Here is an 18786-nt window from a genome sequence, read left to right on the forward strand (position 1 = left end):
TCACATGATCCGTATTCAAGGTTTAAGTAAAAAATATAATGAAAAATACGTGGTAAAAAATGCTGATGCCCTTTTCCCACTTGGCAAAGTGACCAGCATTATTGGCCCAAATGGCGCAGGTAAAAGTACCCTGCTTTCCATGGCAAGTCGCCTGACAGAAAGCGATGCAGGTACCGTCGTGATCGGTGACAAACCGCTCGACCAGTGGAACACGGAAGATTTGGCCAAGCGCCTTTCCGTGCTGCGTCAGTCCAACAATATCAATATGCGTTTTACTGTGCGTGATTTAGTCGCGTTCGGGCGCTTCCCATACTCTCAGGGGCGCTTAACAGAACAAGACCATCGCATCATTGAAGAGTCTATGCAGCACCTTGAAATCGACCATTTGCAAGATCGCTTTATTGACCAGCTGTCTGGTGGTCAGAGACAAATGGCGTTTATTGCGATGGTCGTCGCACAAGACACCGATTACATTTTTCTTGATGAGCCACTCAATAACCTCGATATCAAGCACTCCGTCGATATCATGAGTACACTGCACAAGTTAGCTAAACTGAAGAACAAAGCCGTGGTGATCGTAATTCACGATATAAACTTTGCTTCTTGTTACTCTGACCATATTGTCGCAATGAAGTTGGGTGAAGTCATTAAGGCGGGCACTGTAGACGAAGTCATTGATGAAGCGGTACTAAGCGATATTTATGAGATTCGTTTTGTCGTTCAGGAAATCGATGGAAATCGTATTTCTTTGTACTATCGACGTTAAAATAGCACTTTACGAAATGGCGACATCAGGTCGCCATTTTTGTACCGCAAGACAAAAAGATGTGTCTCTCCTTGCCAATAGTGATACTGTACTGAACAGTCTGATTTAAGCTAGGTTTTGTTATGCGCGCGTCCACTCAACAAAAAAGAATTCGCATCATCGAAGTAGCCACTGAGCTTTTTATTACGCAAGGTTACAAAGAAACGTCATTGGACCAAATAGTCGCCATTTGTGGTGGTTCAAAGCAAACCTTATACCGATATTTTTCCAATAAAGAAGGGCTATTTACAGAAGTGTTGGCGCACAACACTCAAACCAGTTTAGAGTCGGCTTTCCAGCTTTCTGCTCAACAAAATGAGTCGCTACAACAAACATTAGAAGACTTCGCCAAGAAGTATCTACGCGGAATTTGTTCCAACCCTGTTCTGTCACTTTACCGAATTATTTCTGCCGATTTTTATCAGCACGACTCAATACCAAAGCAGTTTTGGCAAACGAGTCCGATGCGGATTCATCAACACTTAATTGAGTTTTTAAAGACAGACGTCGTCAGCCAACAATTAGACATCGACGATCCAGATCTCGCGTGCGGGCAACTCCTCGCTCTAATCAAACTCGATTATCAGACCAAGGCGCTATTAGGGTTTGAGTTACCCGGTGATGCAGAGTTGGATACTCATGCTCGTAAAGCCGTCACCGCTTTTCTCTCACTCTACCAGAAACAATCAGTGTAACTCCTTATTAAAGGCAGAAGCCGCCTCCGAACATGGAAGTCGGCTTATGCCTCAACTTAAAAGAACCCTAGTTCGGACTCGCTTCTCGCTTTGCTACCAGTTTCTTGCCGATAAGGAGCACTGGGGCCAGCGCCAAAATCGAGAAAATAAACATAATCAATGAATTGCTTAATGCCAAAGTCGTGGCTTGCTCTTTGACGACAGCAACAACTTGGCCCGCCCCCATGGAGGAATTAGGCAAATGTCCATGAGTGAGAATCGTACTGGTAAGTGCCTGTTCATAAGCAGAAAAGGCATGGCTCGATTGCTCTAACGTTCGCCCTATTTCACCCGATGCTTGTGCACTATGAGTCTGAATTACGCCAGAAAAAAATCCACCGCCGATAACACTGCCCATGGTTCGGAACAAGTAGAAGTTACAAATCCCCTCAAGGCGCTCATGATTTTTAAAATAGGTTAACACTGCAATAGTTACCGACACGTTCAGCATCCCTACCCCAAAGCCACGCAAAAGCATAGGTAAAAGCAACGATTCTGGCCCGGCCTCACTTGGTAGCAGACTGAATCGATATACAGAGAGCAAGATCATTAAAACACCTAATGGAACAACCGCATCAACCAGCGTTCGTCTTAGGTAAAACACCATCACACTCAGCAGCATGCCCACAATCATCGCATAGAAGAATGGCAACTGCGCATAGCCAGCGTTCAGATGATTGTAGTTCAACGCCATTTTAAGGAAATTTCCAAACAGTGCAGAACTCGCCATTACAGCAAAACCCGCCAAAAAGGCGTTATACATAAAGACATTGGTTTTCAGCGTATTATGCAATTGTGATGACGCGGTATTTAAACGCCGTCTTTTAACTAAGAGGTAAATCAGGCTTAGCCCTAATGCGGTCGCGACCAGCGTAAGTTGAATAAACGCCTCTGAATCTAACCAGTTATAGTAACGGCCTCGCATTAACAGATAAACGACCAAACCTGTGGCTAACGCTGCAATAGTATAAACACCAACATGCGATTTATGCTTTTCGACCATGTTAACTGGTTCAGGTTTGTAAATACTCACAAGAATAAGCGCTGAAAAGTACAACCATGCCGATAGAACACAAAATAGCGACCAGTCAAATCGCTCCAATACATGTGCCATTAACCAAGGATACAAACCCATCGGCACCAACGTCGAGAAGACTAAAGTCAAAGCAATGATTACGGGCAACCAACGTTGCTCAAACACATCGAGCAAAAAGAGATTAACCACCACCAGCAATACACTCATGAAAAAGCCAACGAACAGCCAAGTCAGTTTGAATAACCATGGGCTCGGCAGTTGCCAGTATAAGATCATACTTGCCGTTATCTCTATGAGCAGAGCAGTGATCAAAATCCGGTAAGCACACCAGTGACGAACCAACTTCGGTGCCCAGATAAAGCCCAACACTTGGGCAATCATAAATCCGATTTTAACCAGCTCTGTTTCATCAAGAGACAAACCTATAGTCGCCGCCATTTCATACGAAAGCTCACTAAACATCACGGAGTTAATACCAAATGCCGCAAGCGCGAATAACACCCAAGTCAATAAACGGATACGTAACTTCATGGCAATTTAACCTTGTTTTTCGGTTTTAATCGCTACCTCGACAGAAAGGCCTGGATAGATACGCTGTCTCAGCTCTTGGGGAATGTCTAACTCAATTCGCACAGGCACGCGCTGAACGACTTTGACAAAGTTACCCGTCGCATTTTGTGGCGGGAGTAAACTGAACTGCGCACCCGTTGCAGGTGTAATCGAGGCAACTCTGCCATGCAGTGGCTTGTCAGGGAACATGTCCAAAACGACTTCAACGTTCTGTCCTTCAATGACGTTTTCTAACTGAGTTTCTTTAAAATTGGCTTCTACCCAAACATAGTCTGGAACCATCACAATGAGCCCCATACCAGGCTGAACAAACTTACCAACCTGCACTTGTCTGTCTGCAATAAAACCATCCAATGGCGCTTTTACCACCGTTCTCTCTAGCGCAATTTTAGCAAGCTTCAGATTTGCCTGAGCCCGTTTCTGTTGTGCAATAAGCTGTTTTTTCTCGGTTTTTAATGCCTCATATTGCTTTTTCTCTGCACTTAGCGCCAATTTGACCGTTTCTAAATGACTACGCGATTCAATGGCTCGTGTTCTTTGCGCTTCAAATTGGTTCTTACTGACTGATTGCTTTTGTACCAGACGTGACAAGCGCTCTAACTCCGCAGCCTGATGATCGGAATTAGCTCTTGCGCTCGTAATGCTTTGCTTCGCCTGTTCAATTTTGACTAATTGCATTTCCGTTTTGGTCTGGTTCGCTGTGATTGCTGCGTTGGCGACGTCTAACGCCGATTCTGCGATCTCCAAATTTGCGATGAAATCCTCGTCGTCAATTGAGAACAAAGGCGTACCTTTGCTCACCCATTGGTTGTCTTTGACGAATAGCTGGCTAACTTGTCCTGCGACTTCTGGTGAAACCGCTGTCACGTCAGAGTGGACGTAAGCGTTGTCTGTCTTAACTATGTTCGGCTGATACAAGCTGTAACCAACGCCGAATAATGATCCAAAAACAAGCAGTAATGCGATGGCTTTCTTTTTCATACTGAACACCTCAACTAATGATTCGCACAAACTGTACTGTACGGTACAGTTTTAGTAAAGTAACTTTTGATCATTTTGAAAAGTGAGGATCTAAGGAGATGAGTTGAACGATCTTCTGGGAAAATTTGGAGCGCCACGCAGCTTGTTGATAATTGGGGTAGATATTAATGTGTGGCTGTCCCAGTTTAAGCGGTTTGAACACTGGAGGCCGTATCAGCAACTCAACTCTTTTCAATCAAACTGTTTGTAATGCCTCGTTTGTAATGCCTCAAAAAAGAACAAGTACGTTTCACAATGGTGCACCACCTCTACATCACCAGAAGGAACTAAAGGTAATTTCATTACAAAACAATAAGATATAAGTTGGTCTGTATTTTGCTAAACGAATATCGAATCGATGCTTCGATATAGATGCATCAACCATCAGCAACTTAAAAACGTTCGCGTTGTTTTGGGTTGCTTAGTTAGATTGTTTTGTTTACTTAGTTCTATCAAGGTGACTTAGTATGTTGTCTACAAACCATATCGCTAATTGGATAACCCTCGATTTTAAAATCGCCTTCTTTTTCCCTGCGCAATAACACTTCTTATTGGGCGCACAGCAATGTGCTCTGTACTGCTATTCGTTTAAACAAGCAGTACCACTCGATTAGCCCAAACCAAATATCAAGCATACAGAACAGTAAATCAGAGACTTATTTTGTTCGATAACTCACCTCTGGTGTTGATCAAGCAATAAGTCATGTATTTGCCGCAGTGCGTTTATTTCTGAATTTTAGATTTGGGAAGGCACTGTTTTATTTCAATCCATCTGTATGCCTTAAAAATATTTAAAAAATGATCTTTTAGGGAAAATAAAATGGAAAACTTTAAACACTTACCAGAGCCGTTTCGTATTCGCGTTATTGAACCAGTAAAACGCACTACACGTGAATATAGAGAAGAAGCAATTCTAAAAGCGGGTATGAACCCTTTTCTTCTGGATAGCGAAGATGTGTTTATCGACCTTCTTACCGATAGTGGTACAGGCGCTATTACGCAAGAGATGCAAGCAGCCATGTTGCGCGGCGATGAAGCATACAGCGGCAGCCGAAGCTACCATGCACTTCAACAGGCCGTTGAGGATATCTTTGGCTACCAATACACCATTCCAACTCACCAAGGACGTGGTGCAGAGCAAATTTACATTCCGGTACTGATTAAAAAACGCGAAAAAGAAAAAGGCCTCGACAGAAGCAAGATGGTGGCGTTGTCGAATTACTTTTTTGACACCACACAAGGCCATACACAGTTAAACTGCTGTGTTGCGAAAAACGTTTATACCGAAGAAGCATTCGACACTTCAATCGAAGCAGACTTTAAAGGTAACTTTGATCTGGAGAAACTAGAACAGGCGATCCTAGAAGTCGGCGCTGCCAATGTGCCTTATATCGTTAGCACCATCACTTGTAACTCAGCAGGCGGCCAGCCAGTATCGCTTGCTAACCTAAAAGCGGTTTATGAAATTGGCCAGAAATACGATATTCCAGTGATCATGGATTCGGCTCGTTTTGCCGAGAATGCTTACTTCATTCAACAACGCGAACCTGGCTACGCTGACTGGTCAATCGAAGCAATCACCAAAGAAAGCTACAAATACGCGGATGGTTTGGCGATGTCGGCCAAGAAAGATGCCATGGTTCAAATGGGCGGCTTACTTTGCTTTAAAGACGACTCGTTAATGGACGTGTACACGGAATGCCGCACGCTGTGTGTTGTTCAGGAAGGCTTCCCGACCTATGGTGGCCTAGAAGGTGGCGCTATGGAGCGTCTTGCCGTAGGCCTTTACGATGGTATGCGTCAGGACTGGCTCGCATACCGAATCGGTCAGGTTCAGTACCTGGTTGATAAGCTTGAAGCGATTGGCATCGTTTGTCAGCAAGCGGGTGGCCATGCTGCCTTCGTTGACGCAAGCAAACTCCTGCCTCACATTCCTGCAGAGCAATTCCCGGCACATGGACTGGCGTGTGAGCTTTATAAAGTCGCCGGTATTCGAGCGGTAGAAATAGGCTCCCTCCTATTGGGCCGAGATCCTGCGACAGGTAAACAACACCCGTGTCCGGCTGAACTGCTTCGCCTTACCATTCCTCGAGCTACCTACACACAAACGCATATGGATTTCATTGTCGAAGCATTCCAGGCGGTAAAAGAAAATGCAGCCAATGTAAAAGGTCTGGACTTTACTTATGAGCCGGAAGTTTTACGTCACTTCACCGCACGTCTAAAAGAGGTTGAGTCAGAGACTCAAGCTACATCCATCACGACAGCAGAAACAGTATAAAAACTAAAAATTTAAGCGCAGCGTGGAAGGTTGCGCTTTTTATTTATTTTGATAAAGGAATAACATCATGAATAAAAACCCATCTTTAGTCGGTGGCTCCTGCATTATTGCCAGTGTCTGTGTTGGTGCAGGTATGCTTGGTTTGCCAAGTGCCAGTGCAGGTGCCTGGACAGTGTGGTCCATTCTCGCGATTTTATTAACCATGGTCGTGATGACAATATCGGGCTGGATGTTGTTAGAAGCGTTTAAAGAATATGATTTAAAGGTTTCTTTTAATACCGTAACCAAAGAGCTACTGGGTAAAAAAGTTAACTTTATTAATAACCTGACCGTCTATTTTGTCGGTGGTATTTTACTTTACGCCTATATTACGTCTTCTGGGTTAATTATTCAGAACTTGCTCGATATCGATAGCAAAAGCGCTTCTGTTATTTTTGTGGCCGTTTTTTCTGCTTTCGTATGGCATTCAACGAGAGCGGTAGACCGAATCTCAGTTCTGTTGATTCTGTTCATGATACTTAGCTTCGTGTTTGGTGTTTCGGGACTGGCAGCCAATATAGACACCTCTATTTTGCTAGACACCATCAGTCAGGAATCACAGTACGCACCCTACGCAATGGCAATTTTACCTGTGGCTCTGACGTCATTTGGTTACCACCACTCCGTGGCTTCTATGCGTGCCTACTACGGTGAAGAAAACAAAGCTAAAAATGCAATTTTGGGCGGTACAGTGATCGCTTCTGTTCTGTATTTATTATGGCTGACAAGCATCTTTGGTAATTTGCCTCGCGTTGATTTTGGCCCGGTCATTGAACAAGGGGGTAACGTAGATGTGCTGCTAAGTTCACTTGGCTCTGTGATTGAATCAGAAAAAGTGAGCCAGGCGATTAACAGCTTTTCAATGGCCGCGATTCTTTCTTCTTTTATTGGTGTGGGTTTAGGCGTTTTTGATTTTCTGGCTGACCTATTTAAATTTGAAGACAACCGCACAGGTCGAGCGAAAACATGGGCCGTAACTTTTGTCCCACCTCTGGTTTTATCTGTGCTGTTTCCATTTGGATTTGTTAGCGCCATTGGTTATGCCGGAGCCGCTGCAACCGTATGGACCTGCATCATTCCAGCACTGTTAGTGAGAAAAGCGCGCAAAACATCCGGCACGAAAGACGGGTTTAGAGCTCCTGGTGGGCAACCAATGCTCATGGGCGTCATCTTCTTTGGTGTCGTGACTGCCGCCTTCCATTTTATGAACATGATGGGAATATTGCCGACGTATTCTGGCTAGATGTCATGACTTACGGCTCGACAATCACGGTATGCTTACAGGAAAGTCAGCTAAAACATAAGAAAAGTACGAAATGATTGGTCAACAAGAAACGATCACTGTTACGAAAGGCTGATTTTGTTAATATTCATGTTGAGTCGAAGCTGACGACTACACCAACCTAATTAAATTGGCTTATTAAGTCACGATATTAGGTTGGTAAATCATAACTATCACTAAATCCTAAAAAAAGCAGTAAAAAGGAAAACAATGACAATTGAAAGAATAGAATCCACAGAGCGTATGAGCCGTATTGTTAAACACAACGGTACTATTTATCTTTGTGGCCAGACAGCTGGTGATGCGGCGTGGGGTATTACCGAGCAAACAGAGCGCTGCCTCGCTAAGATTGATGCCTTACTTGAAACAGCAGGCAGCCATCGCGATAAGCTCCTATCCGTTACTATCTACCTTCGCGACATGAAAGACTTCGCCGAGATGAACAAAGTGTGGGATGCATGGGTTGCGAACGGAGAAAAACCTGCGCGCGCATGTGTTGAAGCTCGCATGGCAAGAGATGTTATTCTGGTAGAAATGTCCGTGACGGCCGCTCAATAGTCTGTAAATGCTTAGTTAGTACTTAGCAAGACATTTCAACGCCACCTATTCTAAGGTGGCGTTTGTCCTTCTTCATCCAGTTTTAAATACCGAATCACTTTGTAAGCCAACCATTCAGGATTATCCAAAGGAATATCGTGCCCGTCACTATGGTTGTAGATAATAGGCATGTTCCAAGCCTTAGCAGGGGCTTCTGTCGCGGTATGACTGACGAGATTATCTTCGAGAGACGAGATAAATAAAATTTCGTTTACCGGTTTATTCGCCCTGAACGTCATGGCCGCGAGTAATTGCCGGAAAAAGTTCGACGCCGTGGTTGGGTAGAGTCTATTCAGCATAACCCAATCATCGATTACCGTTTCGCTTATCGGCTTATTCGATACCATGGAGTAAATGATCGACTCTTTTTGCTCTGGGCGCGAAAATAACGCTTTCATGATTTTGAGATAGTTCACGGGCTTTAATCGCTGATAAAAAGGACTAAATCCCCGGCTGCTGGTATTAATACAAACAACCCGCCTCACCTGATTGGGGTACAGCTCTGCCCACTTCAGCGCAATCATTCCTCCCATTGAAATCGCGACGATATCAACCTGAGCATTGGTTGCCAGCTGAAAACGTATACTCTCGACCATTTCCTCTATTGAGCATGGTGATTTCTGATCCGACAGAGCACCAGTACCGGGAATATCTACAGCGATAACTCTCTGGTTTGGAAGGAGTTCACTCAGCAGCAGTGAAAACTCGCCCCAATGGTACTGGCCACGAAAAAGCCCTCTAATTAAGACGATGTCATTACTCATGAAGCTTTACTCACGGCTCGTTTACTCGGGTTGATTGGCATCAACTAAAAGGCTAACCTCGACTTCAGAGCATGCATTGTGTGCTGTTAACCATTGTTCAACGGCGACACGGTCATCTTCTGAAGCTGAATCATACCTACGCTCAGGAACCACAAAACCATCAAAGCTAGAGAGATCAGCACCACCACCCATGACTAAACCTCGCCCCTCTAAAAACGACAAGAAATCATTGATAAGAAGATCGCACTCCTCTTCTTTCGTTATGTTCAAATGACAAAAAAATGAAAACCCCAACACTTTAAACTCGTCGACATACAGCTTTTTTCTTAATCTTCTCGATCGTTTAGTCGCCATAATATTGCCTCAAACACTATTAAACGGGAGTACAAGAATTTACTTTTATACAGTGTAGTAGCCTGATTAAAACGGGGGATAAATATTTTGAGCTAAAGATACGCGGTGAAAGGTATGAAGCTAAGAAAGAGGCAGACTCAAATTACGCCGTCATTGGATAATGCCAAAGACTAAACAGATCAGATTAATAAAAATAAAGCCGGATATTTCCCAGCTTTATCAAGAGTATTAGGAGTAAATAATTACTGTGCGTCTGGCTTTAATGCGTACTTGCCTGAACCAAGAAACATAATTGCAATTAAAGCAAACAAATAAACACCAATGCCTTCAACCGCCCATGCGCCAAACTTATTTAAAGCGAACAAATCTCCCATGTTTAAAAGATAGATAATCATTAAACAAGTGCCAGCGACAACAACAGAAGCCAAGCGAGTGTATAAGCCAATAATCATTAGGATTGGGGCAACCACTTCACCTAAGTAAACCCCGTAGGCTACAAATGCAGGCAGACCATGGTCGACCAACAAGCCTTGTATAAACTCGGTTCCGCCAATCACTTTATGGATGCCGTGCAATAAAAATAGGAATGCAAAACTGACACGTAACACCAATTTACCCAGATCGGGTTTCGCCAAGATTCTATCGATAAAATTTAATAGTTCACCCATAACCACTGCCCTTTTTATGTCTAATAATTAACACTATAGAGGTCTCGAAAGGCGATTATCAGCTTAAAAGATTAACTGACTCCATCAATTTTTCCGAACAACATCATTGACATAAATCAATTAGACCACCAGCACATTGGGGTATGAAAACGTGTCGTTGGGAAGGACTTAAGTAGTCGGTGTGAATATCTGTTTGAGTTCGTCAAATAACCACTGAAATACCGGCCCATGCATTCTTCCCTTTTTAAAGACTAAATCGACAGGTGCATTCCAGGGCTTGTGGTCGAATGCCACTTTAATTTTATGTAGTTCACCAGACCTTATTGAGTCGTTGACCAAAAATGATGGCAAATAAGCCCAGCCAACCTGCTGTTTAACGAGCTCTAACGCGCTGTAATGGCTTGAACTCCACCAAACTTTAGGTGCGATGCTGATCAAAGCCTGCGATTCTACTTTTGATTTTCCTCGGATTGCCAGTTGTCGAAACGGTGCCAGATCAGATTGCAGCTCGACATCAATTTCTGCAAGCGGATAATTCGGATGACAGACAGGAAGGTAATCAATGCTTCCAACATAACAGAAGTCGACTTGCTTTAACTGTTCAAACTCGGTGAACATCACTCCGATATCAACATCACCATTTGCAACTTCAGCAGAAATATCGCCGGACGCTAAACTCAGCACATCGATTTGAATCGTAGGAAATTGATTATCCAAACGCTTAAACAAATCGGCGAACTTTGGATTATAAACGCCGTCGTCAATGGCTATCGTCAACTGGCTTTCTTCCGATCGTTCAATGGATTGAGCAATTTTTTCGAATTCGTCTGCCTGCGCCAACAAGTTTTTCGCACTGCGTATCAAACGTTCACCAGCGGGGGTTAACTTGGGGCTTCTGGCCGAACGATCAAACAATTCGATGCCTAAATCAATCTCTAAGGTACTGATACCATGGCTAACCGCAGATTGAACCTTGCCCATTTTCCTTGCACAGGCAGAAAATGACCCTAGCTCCGCAGAGAGTACCAACATCCTAACTTGTTCCAAACTCAACATATGAAAAAAATCGATAGTTATTAACTTTTATCCATCATAATAATCGATACCATAGCCTGCAAATGTTTTTCCTTTATCTAATTAGGTGGAAATTATGAGCTGGTTATATTTAGTTTTAGCTGGTCTTACGGAAATTGGATGGCCGGTTGGATTGAAAGTTGCTCAGTCTGGGCACAAGGTGTTAGGGATAACAATGGCAGTGGTATTCATGGCGATAAGCGGCGCGTTGCTATTTGCAGCGCAGCGAGCGATCCCGATGGGTACCGCATACGCAGTTTGGACAGGCATTGGCGCAGCCGGAACATTTCTTGTCGGCGTTTATTTCTACGGAGACCCGACTTCCATGGTTCGCTACATCGGCATCATGCTGATTTTGTCTGGCGTGGTCATGTTGAAGCTTGGTCACTAATGAGAAAAAGCATTAACGCAGCCTTATATCGCAAGCGTTAATGCTTATCTAAACATCAAATAGCGTCCTTTCTTCAACCAAAGTTCTTTACTCAATCAAAGAAAAGTCAGCGATAGTCAGGTCGAACGAGCTGAGCAGTGGGTGCGGCGTTACTCCAGAAACTAACACAATGTCGACCGCAGGCAACGGTGGCATATCATCTAGAATCTGTAGATCGTTTGTGACACTTAATCGTCCCATTGCACCAATAGCCAACCCCTCTCGAACTATCGCCCTTTGCGCTGACGCGGTATTACAACACGCTAACAGCTGGTAAGAGATACCTCTTTTGGTTAGGCCATCGATTGCAGCAGCGTGGTATTTACAATCCGGCTGGAAAAGTGCCAATGGTAAAGGCTTAGTCTTATCCGTTTGGTAATCCTGACTGGCAATCCACACCCCTTTATCGTGAGCAAGCCAATGTCCTTCTTCGCTTTCAGCGGAGCGCGTGAGTATAGCGGCGTCTAATTTGCCTTCATCCAGCCATTCTCTCAGTGTGACGCTGGGTTGACTAAACACTTGAATAGAACAGGTTGGTTCCGCCTTTTTTAGAATCGCGATGACTTTCGGCAAAATGGCATCGTTGTAGTCTTCCGGACAGCCTAACCTTAGTGGCAGCTTATCGTGATAACGGCGTACCTGTGTCACCGCTTTGTTGTGTAAAGCGACCAGTTGCTCAGCATGAGCTCGTAACGCAAGGCCAGCTTCGCTGAGCACCAGATTACGTCCTTCTTTTTCAAACAGGCGAATATTCAGTTCATCTTCCAATTTACGCATCTGAGCACTGAATGCCGACTGGGTTCGATTAATCTGCTTCGCTGCTCGCGTAAAACTGCCTGTTTCTGCAAATGCCAGAAGGCTTCTTAAAGCATCAATATCCATACTAAGCTTATCTATCGGTTTTATTAATGTGTCCCATCAAAACTATCCGTTAGTTTTCGATAAAACAATCTATTACCGTAAATGTTCCAAACCATCACTCAGAAATAAGGAAGCATGGATGAAACTTTATATCGGCAATCAAAACTACTCGAGCTGGTCTCTCAGAGCATGGCTTATCTTCATGCAATACGACATCGACGTTGAGATCGAGAAAATCAAACTGTTTACGGACGAATTTTACAACACACTAGAGGACATTACACCGACCGCCAAGGTACCAACTTTAGTTTGTAATGATGTTACCGTGTGGGACTCGCTGGCGATTCTCGAGTACGTAAACGAAGCTTTCTTAGACGGTAAGGCGTGGCCACAATCTCTTACTGAGCGAGCCAAAGCAAGAGCTATATCAGCTGAAATGCATTCAGGATTTATGGCACTACGTAACGAGATGCCAATGAACTGCCGTGCTAAGAGAACGGTATCTTTGAGCAAATACGCACTTAAAGACATCGAGCGTATTGACCAAATCTGGTCACTGCAAATGGAACAATACCCGGATGGTTGGCTATTTGGAGAATGGTCAATTGCGGACGCGATGTATGCACCTGTGGTACTGCGCACGCTTACTTACGGCATCAAACTGTCAGAAAAGGCAATCCAATATCAGCAGAAAGTCTTGAATAGCGACACCATGCAGCGTTGGCTAACGGAAGCCAGCCTTGAAACGGACATCGTCGAAGAAGATGAAGCGGGTGAGCCGATCTAGCCTGCTTATCACCTATCCCCCAGCTAAAAAGCCAGGGGATAGGTAGTTAACGAAGATAATTAGCGCTAGTTATTACTTGTTACTTGGAAATGCAAATTGCGCCGCTTCGTTGGTTTGTGGCTTTGGCCATTTCTGAGTAATGGATTTACGGCGAGTGTAGAAGCGCACACCGTCAGGGCCATACGCATGGAGATCGCCAAACAACGAACGTTTCCAGCCACCAAAGCTATGGTAAGCCACTGGGACAGGAAGCGGTACATTGACACCAACCATGCCAGCTTCCACTTCGTCACAGAATATCTCTGCCGTTTCACCATCGCGTGTAAAGATGCAAGTCCCGTTACCAAACTCATGTTCATTAATGAGATGAATGCCCTCTTCAAGGGACTTAACTCGCACCACACACAACACAGGGCCAAAGATTTCATCAGTGTAAATCTTCATGTCTGGTGTCACTTTGTCGAACAAGCTGCCGCCAATAAAGTAGCCCGCAGAGAAATCAGGAACCGAAAGACCACGGCCATCCACGACTAATTCAGCACCGGCCTCAACACCGCTTTCAATATAACCGGAAATCTTCTCTAAATGCTCTTTCGCAATCACTGGTCCCATGTCCACCGAGTTCTGAGTAAAGGCTCCGACTCGCAATTCTTGGATAAGCGGGGTCAATTCTTTCACCAAGTTATCTGCAACTTCATCACCCACACACACCGCAACAGAGATTGCCATACAGCGTTCACCACAAGAGCCAAATGCCGCACCCATCAGTGAGTTGATGGTGCTCGAAACTTCGGCGTCCGGCATAATGATCGCGTGGTTCTTCGCGCCACCAAGTGCCTGTACTCGTTTACCACGCTTAGTGCCTTCCGAATAAATATATTCCGCGACAGGCGTCGAGCCAACGAAGCTCATCGCTTTCACTTCTGGCGCTTCGATCAACGCGTCAACAACCTCTTTGCCGCCATTGACCACGTTTAATATGCCATTTGGCAAACCTGCCTTATGCAATAACTCAACAATAAATAAGGTTGAAGCCGGTACCTTCTCTGACGGCTTGAGGATAAAACAGTTACCGCAAACAACCGCAAGTGGATACATCCAAAGCGGCACCATAGCAGGGAAGTTAAATGGTGTAATACCAGCGACGATGCCGACAGGTTTGTGATCACTCCATGCATTAATGCCCGGTCCGGTTCCTCGGGTGTATTCGCCTTTTAATAACTCTGGTGCACCACAAGCGTATTCCACATTCTCGATACCACGCTGCAGTTCGCCGAGAGAATCTTCTATCGTTTTACCATGCTCTTCACTGATCAAACGCGCAATCTGATCTTGATTCGCTTCCAAAAGATCCTTGAACGCAAACATGATACGCGCTCGTTTTAGCGGAGGCGTTTTACTCCAGGCTGGATAGGCACGTTTCGCTGATTCTATTGCCTGATTCACGGTTTCAGACGTACCCATTTCTACTTGGCGAATCGGCTCACCTGTCGCCGGGTTGTAGACATCAATCGTCGAACCTGAGTGTGAGAACTTGTCTCCGTCAATAAAGTGAGAAATAACTTCCATGATCTGACTTCCTTCCTTAATTTTTTAATTTAGTTGATTCAATGTCTCGTAAACCGCGTCGAATAAGCGCTCTAGATCTTCAGCTTTGGCATTAAAATTTGGACCGAATTGAATCGTGTCGCCACCAGAGCGCACATAGAATCCTTTTTCCCACAGGTCTAATGTACATTCGAACGGCCTAATCGTTGGATCATTGTCTCTCGGTGCGATCTGAATCGCTCCGGCTAAGCCGCAGTTTCTGATGTCGAGAACGTGGTTTGCACCTTTTATCGCATGCAGTTTATTTTCAAAAATCGGTGCCAGCTCGCTCGATTGTTGGATTAACGCATCTTTTTCCAACAGATCTAATGTTGCCAACCCTGCGGCACACGCGACGGGATGAGCGGAATAAGTATAGCCGTGAGCAAACTCGATCATATGAGGAGGTAAATCCTGCTCCATAAATGCCTGATAGATTCCATGAGACGTAATCACTGCGCCCATTGGGATTGCACCATTGGTAAGCTGCTTCGCGGTGTTCATGATATCTGGCGTCACGCCAAAATACTCAGCACCAGTCCAGCATCCCATACGTCCGTATGCCGTAATGACTTCGTCGAAGATCAGCAAGATGTCATGCTGATCACAGATTTCGCGCAGACGCTGTAGGTAACCTTTCGGCGGCACAATCACGCCCGCAGAGCCCGACATTGGCTCTATAATAATTGCGGCAATATTGGATGCATCATGAAGTTCAATGAGCTTCAAAAACTCATTCGCAAGTTCCACACCACCCGTTTCCGCGCAACCTTTTGTAAAGGCTAAATCAGGTTGCAGGGTGTGAGGAATATGGTCGGCATCAAACAGCTGACCGAATGTCTTTCTATTGCCGCCAATGCCACCCAGGCTTGTGCCGCCAACGTTAACGCCATGGTAGCCACGGGCGCGACCAATCAGCTTAGTTTTCGACGCTTTGCCTTTAACACGCCAGTAAGCTCTTGCCAACTTAAGTGAGGTGTCGGCACATTCCGAACCAGAGCCAGTAAACAGCACATGATCGAGCCCTTCTGGCATCTTCTCGACGATTTTATCTGCCAGTTTAAAGGAGAGCTCGTGACCAAATTGAAACGCAGGCGAGTAATCGAGAGTCCCTAACTGCTCTGCTACCGCTTTTTGAATCTCTTGGCGACTATGCCCGGCACCACATGTCCAGAGGCCAGACAACGAGTCATAGATATCACGACCATTGGCATCTTTGAGCCAGGCGCCTTGAGCTTGAGTGATGATGCGGGGATTTTGGTGAAAGCTGCGATTGGAAGTAAATGCCATCCAATGAGCAGAAAGCTCTGTATCGATTCCGTCTTGTGCAAATTTGTAGTTACTCATCGCTATACCATCCTTGTTAACTAGACTTATTTTTAGCACATGAGTATGTTAAGTAGATTATAAATTTACTTTACATTAGTTATGAAAAAGCTCAACAATAAAAACCGAAGCATCATTAATCAGATCACCGACTTTGATATCAAACTGATCCGCCTGTTTAAAACCGTTGTCGAGTGCGGCAGTTATACCGCTGCTGAGCCCGTTCTTGGCATTACAAAATCAGCCATATCATTACAAATGAGTGATCTTGAAAAACGGTTAAATATGAAACTTTGTCATCGAGGACGAGGTGGTATTACCCTGACTGACGAAGGCGAAGCAGTATTAGAATCCGCCGATATTCTGCTGGCTTCGATTGAGCAGTTTCGCAATGACGTAAACCAAATCAATAATGAACTGCGCGGCGAGCTCAATATCGCGCTAGTCAATAATTTAGTCACTCAGCCACACATGAAGATAACCCGCGCGCTAAAGCATATTCGGAAGATGAGTGAAAAAATTAATATCAACATCACGATGTCGACCCCAGCAGATATCGAAAAAGGCTTAATCGACGGACGGTTTCATGTCGGCGCATTCCCTGCCAATAACAAAAGTAACAACTTTGATTACCACACTTTGTATAACGAAAGTTACTTCCTTTACTGCAGCAATGAGCACCCATTGTTTATGGCAAGCGATCAGGACATAGAACGCCTCAAACAGACCAATTCGGTCATCACGAGACACCGAATGTCTCAAGACGTTACCGAGTTGTATCAAAAGCTAAAATGCTCGGCTACAGCGTCCGATCACGAAGGCATTGCTTTCCTTATATTGACAGGGACTTACATCGGGTTTCTACCGCAGCATTACGCCGATTATTGGAGTAATACCGGGAAAATGCGACCGTTGTTTCCCGATACGTTTCACTTCAGTTCAGACATATCCTTGGTGACCAGAAGCGGGTTAAAACACAACCAAATACTAGATAAATTCTTAGAAATCATAAAGTAAACATTAATTAATAAATGTTATCCTGACGATAAAAAACTTGTTCTTTATTTGCTGTATTTTTTATTGCGCGTGAAAACTTATGACCTTAATATCGCGCTGCTTCTTGATGATAGCCAATCCGAGTACATCACAGCAGTTTTGTGGCAAGGCGATAGAGCAACTATCCAAGAGTTTCTTTGACGGCGGTAACCCCGCTCTTATTGACGCTCCACTTTTCATCACAATGCACATGAAAAGTGTCTACTTAACTTTGGAGGTTTGCGATGGCTCATTCTGCGTCTGTACTCGGTTTTCAATCTTTTTCTTCTCCGGCTTTACCAGCGGAGACAGTCGATCTAATTCAAACATCTGTTGAACAATTTGGCGCGCCATTGTTAATGCTCGACTGCGATATGATTCGTAAAAATTACAGAGCACTAAGCCAAGCATTACCGAATGTCACTCTGCACTTTGCATTGAAGCCATTGCCTCATCCAACAGTGGTTAAAACCCTATTGGAAGAAGGCGCAAGTTTCGATTTGGCAACATCTGGCGAAGTTGACCTGGTAAAACAGCAAGGTGTGCCTGCAGATCGTACGATTCACACTCACCCTATTAAACGTGACCGTGATATTCGTGATGCGTTAGCGTATGGCTGCAATGTGTTTGTTGTTGATAACCTAAACGAGCTAGAAAAGTTCAAAGCGTACAGCCACAAAGTAGAGCTACTTGTGCGTTTGAGCTTCCGTAACTCAGACGTGTTTGCCGACTTGTCGAAAAAATTCGGTTGTACGCCAGAACAGGCACTCAACATCATCGAAACGGCGAAAGAGTGGAATATTCGTATTAAGGGACTGTCGTTCCATGTTGGTTCACAAACGATGAACCCACAGAAATACGTTGATGCAATCCGTACTTGTAAGCAAGTGATGGACGAAGTTGTGGCTCGCGGTTTACCTGCATTGAGCACACTGGATATTGGTGGTGGCTTCCCGGTTTCTTACTCAGAAAAAGTGATGCCAATTGATGAATTCTGCGTACCGATTAACGAAGCGTTAAACGAGCTGCCAGAAACAGTACAGGTTATTGCAGAACCAGGTCGCTTTATTGTTGCAGAGTCAGTAACCAGTGTGGCATCAGTAATGGGTCAAGCAGAGCGTGACGGCCAAATGTGGTACTATCTGGATGATGGTATCTACGGCTCATTCAGCGGTTTGATGTTTGATGACGCACAATACCCGTTGGTAACGTTGAAGCACGAAGGCGAGTACTTACCAAGTGTGTTGTCTGGCCCAACTTGCGACAGCATTGATGTGATCGCAGAAAACGTAATGCTACCAAAACTAGAAAACGGCGACTTGATCATTGGCCGTATGATGGGCGCTTACACCAGCGCTACAGCAACGGATTTTAACTTCTTCAAACGTGCTCAAACGATTGTGATTAACGAACGTGATGAGCGCAGCGAACGTCTGTTTGGTTGATTAAAAGCAAATAGAGATAGAACACAAAAGCTCCCAACACTGGGAGCTTTTTTCTTTGAGAAAACAGCAAATTAATCCTTCGCCACAAGCA

19 protein-coding genes are annotated in these 18786 nt (G+C 44.6%); 10 read left to right on the forward strand and 9 right to left on the reverse strand.

What is annotated here, in order from left to right; genetic code table 11:
* Nucleotides 1-4: 4 nt before the first annotated feature.
* Together L9Q40_RS07210 and L9Q40_RS07215 are read left to right on the forward strand one after the other, a co-directional pair.
* Nucleotides 5-766, forward strand: coding sequence for an iron ABC transporter ATP-binding protein (locus L9Q40_RS07210; protein ID WP_014235012.1), 762 nt, complete (start codon nt 5-7; stop codon nt 764-766).
* 122 nt (nt 767-888) lie between these two features.
* A complete protein-coding gene (locus tag L9Q40_RS07215) occupies nt 889-1500 on the forward strand; it encodes a TetR/AcrR family transcriptional regulator (RefSeq protein WP_498792909.1) in 612 nt (203 codons plus the stop codon).
* A gap of 67 nt (nt 1501-1567) precedes the next feature.
* Here the strand turns inward: L9Q40_RS07215 and L9Q40_RS07220 are convergent, their stop codons facing one another.
* Together L9Q40_RS07220 and L9Q40_RS07225 are read right to left on the reverse strand one after the other, a co-directional pair.
* Nucleotides 1568-3106, reverse strand: coding sequence for an MFS transporter (locus tag L9Q40_RS07220; RefSeq protein WP_498792910.1), 1539 nt, complete (start codon nt 3104-3106; stop codon nt 1568-1570).
* 6 nt (nt 3107-3112) lie between these two features.
* Nucleotides 3113-4126, reverse strand: a complete 1014-nt coding sequence (locus L9Q40_RS07225; protein ID WP_498792911.1) for an HlyD family secretion protein — start codon at nt 4124-4126, stop codon at nt 3113-3115.
* Between the two features lie 506 nt (nt 4127-4632).
* On the opposite strand from L9Q40_RS07225, the gene tnaC reads away from it, so the two are divergent.
* The 4 genes from tnaC to L9Q40_RS07245 all read left to right on the forward strand — a co-directional run bounded on the left by tnaC (nt 4633) and on the right by L9Q40_RS07245 (nt 8325).
* Nucleotides 4633-4707, forward strand: coding sequence for a tryptophanase leader peptide (tnaC, locus tag L9Q40_RS07230; RefSeq protein WP_076633468.1), 75 nt, complete (start codon nt 4633-4635; stop codon nt 4705-4707).
* Nucleotides 4708-4985: 278 nt separating this feature from the next.
* Nucleotides 4986-6446 carry a tryptophanase gene (gene tnaA, locus L9Q40_RS07235; RefSeq protein ID WP_498792912.1) on the forward strand — a complete coding sequence of 487 codons (1461 nt, stop codon included), beginning with the start codon at nt 4986-4988 and terminating at the stop codon, nt 6444-6446.
* Between the two features lie 67 nt (nt 6447-6513).
* Complete coding sequence (locus tag L9Q40_RS07240; protein ID WP_065300547.1) at nt 6514-7728, forward strand: aromatic amino acid transporter; 1215 nt, start codon at nt 6514-6516, stop codon at nt 7726-7728.
* A gap of 249 nt (nt 7729-7977) precedes the next feature.
* The gene (locus L9Q40_RS07245; RefSeq protein ID WP_498792913.1) at nt 7978-8325 is read left to right on the forward strand and encodes a RidA family protein; all 348 of its coding nucleotides are present in this window, start codon (nt 7978-7980) and stop codon (nt 8323-8325) included.
* A 50-nt stretch (nt 8326-8375) separates the two neighbouring features.
* On the opposite strand, the gene L9Q40_RS07250 is transcribed toward L9Q40_RS07245, so the two are convergent.
* The 4 genes from L9Q40_RS07250 to L9Q40_RS07265 all read right to left on the reverse strand — a co-directional run bounded on the left by L9Q40_RS07250 (nt 8376) and on the right by L9Q40_RS07265 (nt 11206).
* Nucleotides 8376-9128, reverse strand: a complete 753-nt coding sequence (locus L9Q40_RS07250) for an alpha/beta fold hydrolase (RefSeq protein WP_372379706.1) — start codon at nt 9126-9128, stop codon at nt 8376-8378.
* Between the two features lie 21 nt (nt 9129-9149).
* Entirely contained in the window at nt 9150-9482 is a 333-nt protein-coding gene (locus L9Q40_RS07255) for a YggL 50S ribosome-binding family protein (RefSeq protein ID WP_498792914.1), read from the reverse strand.
* Nucleotides 9483-9724: 242 nt separating this feature from the next.
* Nucleotides 9725-10150 carry a DoxX family protein gene (locus L9Q40_RS07260; RefSeq protein WP_498792915.1) on the reverse strand — a complete coding sequence of 142 codons (426 nt, stop codon included), beginning with the start codon at nt 10148-10150 and terminating at the stop codon, nt 9725-9727.
* Between the two features lie 168 nt (nt 10151-10318).
* A complete protein-coding gene (locus L9Q40_RS07265) occupies nt 10319-11206 on the reverse strand; it encodes a LysR family transcriptional regulator (RefSeq protein ID WP_498792916.1) in 888 nt (295 codons plus the stop codon).
* A gap of 94 nt (nt 11207-11300) precedes the next feature.
* Here L9Q40_RS07265 and L9Q40_RS07270 point away from each other — a divergent pair, with 94 nt between their 5' ends.
* On the forward strand, nt 11301-11615 hold the full coding sequence (locus L9Q40_RS07270) for a DMT family transporter (protein ID WP_014235023.1): 315 nt from the start codon (nt 11301-11303) through the stop codon (nt 11613-11615).
* An 87-nt stretch (nt 11616-11702) separates the two neighbouring features.
* On the opposite strand, the gene L9Q40_RS07275 is transcribed toward L9Q40_RS07270, so the two are convergent.
* Nucleotides 11703-12536, reverse strand: a complete 834-nt coding sequence (locus L9Q40_RS07275; RefSeq protein WP_409389171.1) for a LysR family transcriptional regulator — start codon at nt 12534-12536, stop codon at nt 11703-11705.
* Nucleotides 12537-12654: 118 nt separating this feature from the next.
* Here L9Q40_RS07275 and L9Q40_RS07280 point away from each other — a divergent pair, with 118 nt between their 5' ends.
* On the forward strand, nt 12655-13302 hold the full coding sequence (locus L9Q40_RS07280) for a glutathione S-transferase family protein (protein ID WP_498792917.1): 648 nt from the start codon (nt 12655-12657) through the stop codon (nt 13300-13302).
* A gap of 72 nt (nt 13303-13374) precedes the next feature.
* On the opposite strand, the gene L9Q40_RS07285 is transcribed toward L9Q40_RS07280, so the two are convergent.
* Both L9Q40_RS07285 and aptA read right to left on the reverse strand, forming a co-directional pair.
* Nucleotides 13375-14871: a CoA-acylating methylmalonate-semialdehyde dehydrogenase gene (locus L9Q40_RS07285; RefSeq protein WP_498792918.1), complete on the reverse strand. Its 1497-nt coding sequence runs from the start codon at nt 14869-14871 to the stop codon at nt 13375-13377.
* Nucleotides 14872-14895: 24 nt separating this feature from the next.
* Nucleotides 14896-16236, reverse strand: a complete 1341-nt coding sequence (gene aptA / locus L9Q40_RS07290) for an omega-aminotransferase AptA (protein WP_498792919.1) — start codon at nt 16234-16236, stop codon at nt 14896-14898.
* An 81-nt stretch (nt 16237-16317) separates the two neighbouring features.
* Here aptA and L9Q40_RS07295 point away from each other — a divergent pair, with 81 nt between their 5' ends.
* Nucleotides 16318-17232, forward strand: coding sequence for a LysR family transcriptional regulator (locus L9Q40_RS07295; RefSeq protein ID WP_498792920.1), 915 nt, complete (start codon nt 16318-16320; stop codon nt 17230-17232).
* Between the two features lie 263 nt (nt 17233-17495).
* Nucleotides 17496-18695: a type III PLP-dependent enzyme gene (locus L9Q40_RS07300; RefSeq protein ID WP_020333507.1), complete on the forward strand. Its 1200-nt coding sequence runs from the start codon at nt 17496-17498 to the stop codon at nt 18693-18695.
* Nucleotides 18696-18786: the final 91 nt, after the last annotated feature.

Source organism: Allocatenococcus thiocycli (genome assembly GCF_921292965.1).
GTDB lineage: Bacteria > Pseudomonadota > Gammaproteobacteria > Enterobacterales > Vibrionaceae > Vibrio > Vibrio natriegens.

What these genes read in the sequence shown, in the direction of transcription:
- L9Q40_RS07210 (WP_014235012.1), top strand. Translation starts at nt 5, where the DNA reads ATGATCCGTATTCAAGGTTTAAGTAAAAAATATAATGAAAAATACGTG.
- L9Q40_RS07215 (WP_498792909.1), top strand. Translation starts at nt 889, where the DNA reads ATGCGCGCGTCCACTCAACAAAAAAGAATTCGCATCATCGAAGTAGCC.
- L9Q40_RS07220 (WP_498792910.1), bottom strand. Translation starts at nt 3,106, where the DNA reads ATGAAGTTACGTATCCGTTTATTGACTTGGGTGTTATTCGCGCTTGCG.
- L9Q40_RS07225 (WP_498792911.1), bottom strand. Translation starts at nt 4,126, where the DNA reads ATGAAAAAGAAAGCCATCGCATTACTGCTTGTTTTTGGATCATTATTC.
- tnaA (WP_498792912.1), top strand. Translation starts at nt 4,986, where the DNA reads ATGGAAAACTTTAAACACTTACCAGAGCCGTTTCGTATTCGCGTTATT.
- L9Q40_RS07240 (WP_065300547.1), top strand. Translation starts at nt 6,514, where the DNA reads ATGAATAAAAACCCATCTTTAGTCGGTGGCTCCTGCATTATTGCCAGT.
- L9Q40_RS07245 (WP_498792913.1), top strand. Translation starts at nt 7,978, where the DNA reads ATGACAATTGAAAGAATAGAATCCACAGAGCGTATGAGCCGTATTGTT.
- L9Q40_RS07250 (WP_372379706.1), bottom strand. Translation starts at nt 9,128, where the DNA reads ATGAGTAATGACATCGTCTTAATTAGAGGGCTTTTTCGTGGCCAGTAC.
- L9Q40_RS07255 (WP_498792914.1), bottom strand. Translation starts at nt 9,482, where the DNA reads ATGGCGACTAAACGATCGAGAAGATTAAGAAAAAAGCTGTATGTCGAC.
- L9Q40_RS07260 (WP_498792915.1), bottom strand. Translation starts at nt 10,150, where the DNA reads ATGGGTGAACTATTAAATTTTATCGATAGAATCTTGGCGAAACCCGAT.
- L9Q40_RS07265 (WP_498792916.1), bottom strand. Translation starts at nt 11,206, where the DNA reads ATGTTGAGTTTGGAACAAGTTAGGATGTTGGTACTCTCTGCGGAGCTA.
- L9Q40_RS07270 (WP_014235023.1), top strand. Translation starts at nt 11,301, where the DNA reads ATGAGCTGGTTATATTTAGTTTTAGCTGGTCTTACGGAAATTGGATGG.
- L9Q40_RS07275 (WP_409389171.1), bottom strand. Translation starts at nt 12,536, where the DNA reads ATGGATATTGATGCTTTAAGAAGCCTTCTGGCATTTGCAGAAACAGGC.
- L9Q40_RS07280 (WP_498792917.1), top strand. Translation starts at nt 12,655, where the DNA reads ATGAAACTTTATATCGGCAATCAAAACTACTCGAGCTGGTCTCTCAGA.
- L9Q40_RS07285 (WP_498792918.1), bottom strand. Translation starts at nt 14,871, where the DNA reads ATGGAAGTTATTTCTCACTTTATTGACGGAGACAAGTTCTCACACTCA.
- aptA (WP_498792919.1), bottom strand. Translation starts at nt 16,236, where the DNA reads ATGAGTAACTACAAATTTGCACAAGACGGAATCGATACAGAGCTTTCT.
- L9Q40_RS07295 (WP_498792920.1), top strand. Translation starts at nt 16,318, where the DNA reads ATGAAAAAGCTCAACAATAAAAACCGAAGCATCATTAATCAGATCACC.
- L9Q40_RS07300 (WP_020333507.1), top strand. Translation starts at nt 17,496, where the DNA reads ATGGCTCATTCTGCGTCTGTACTCGGTTTTCAATCTTTTTCTTCTCCG.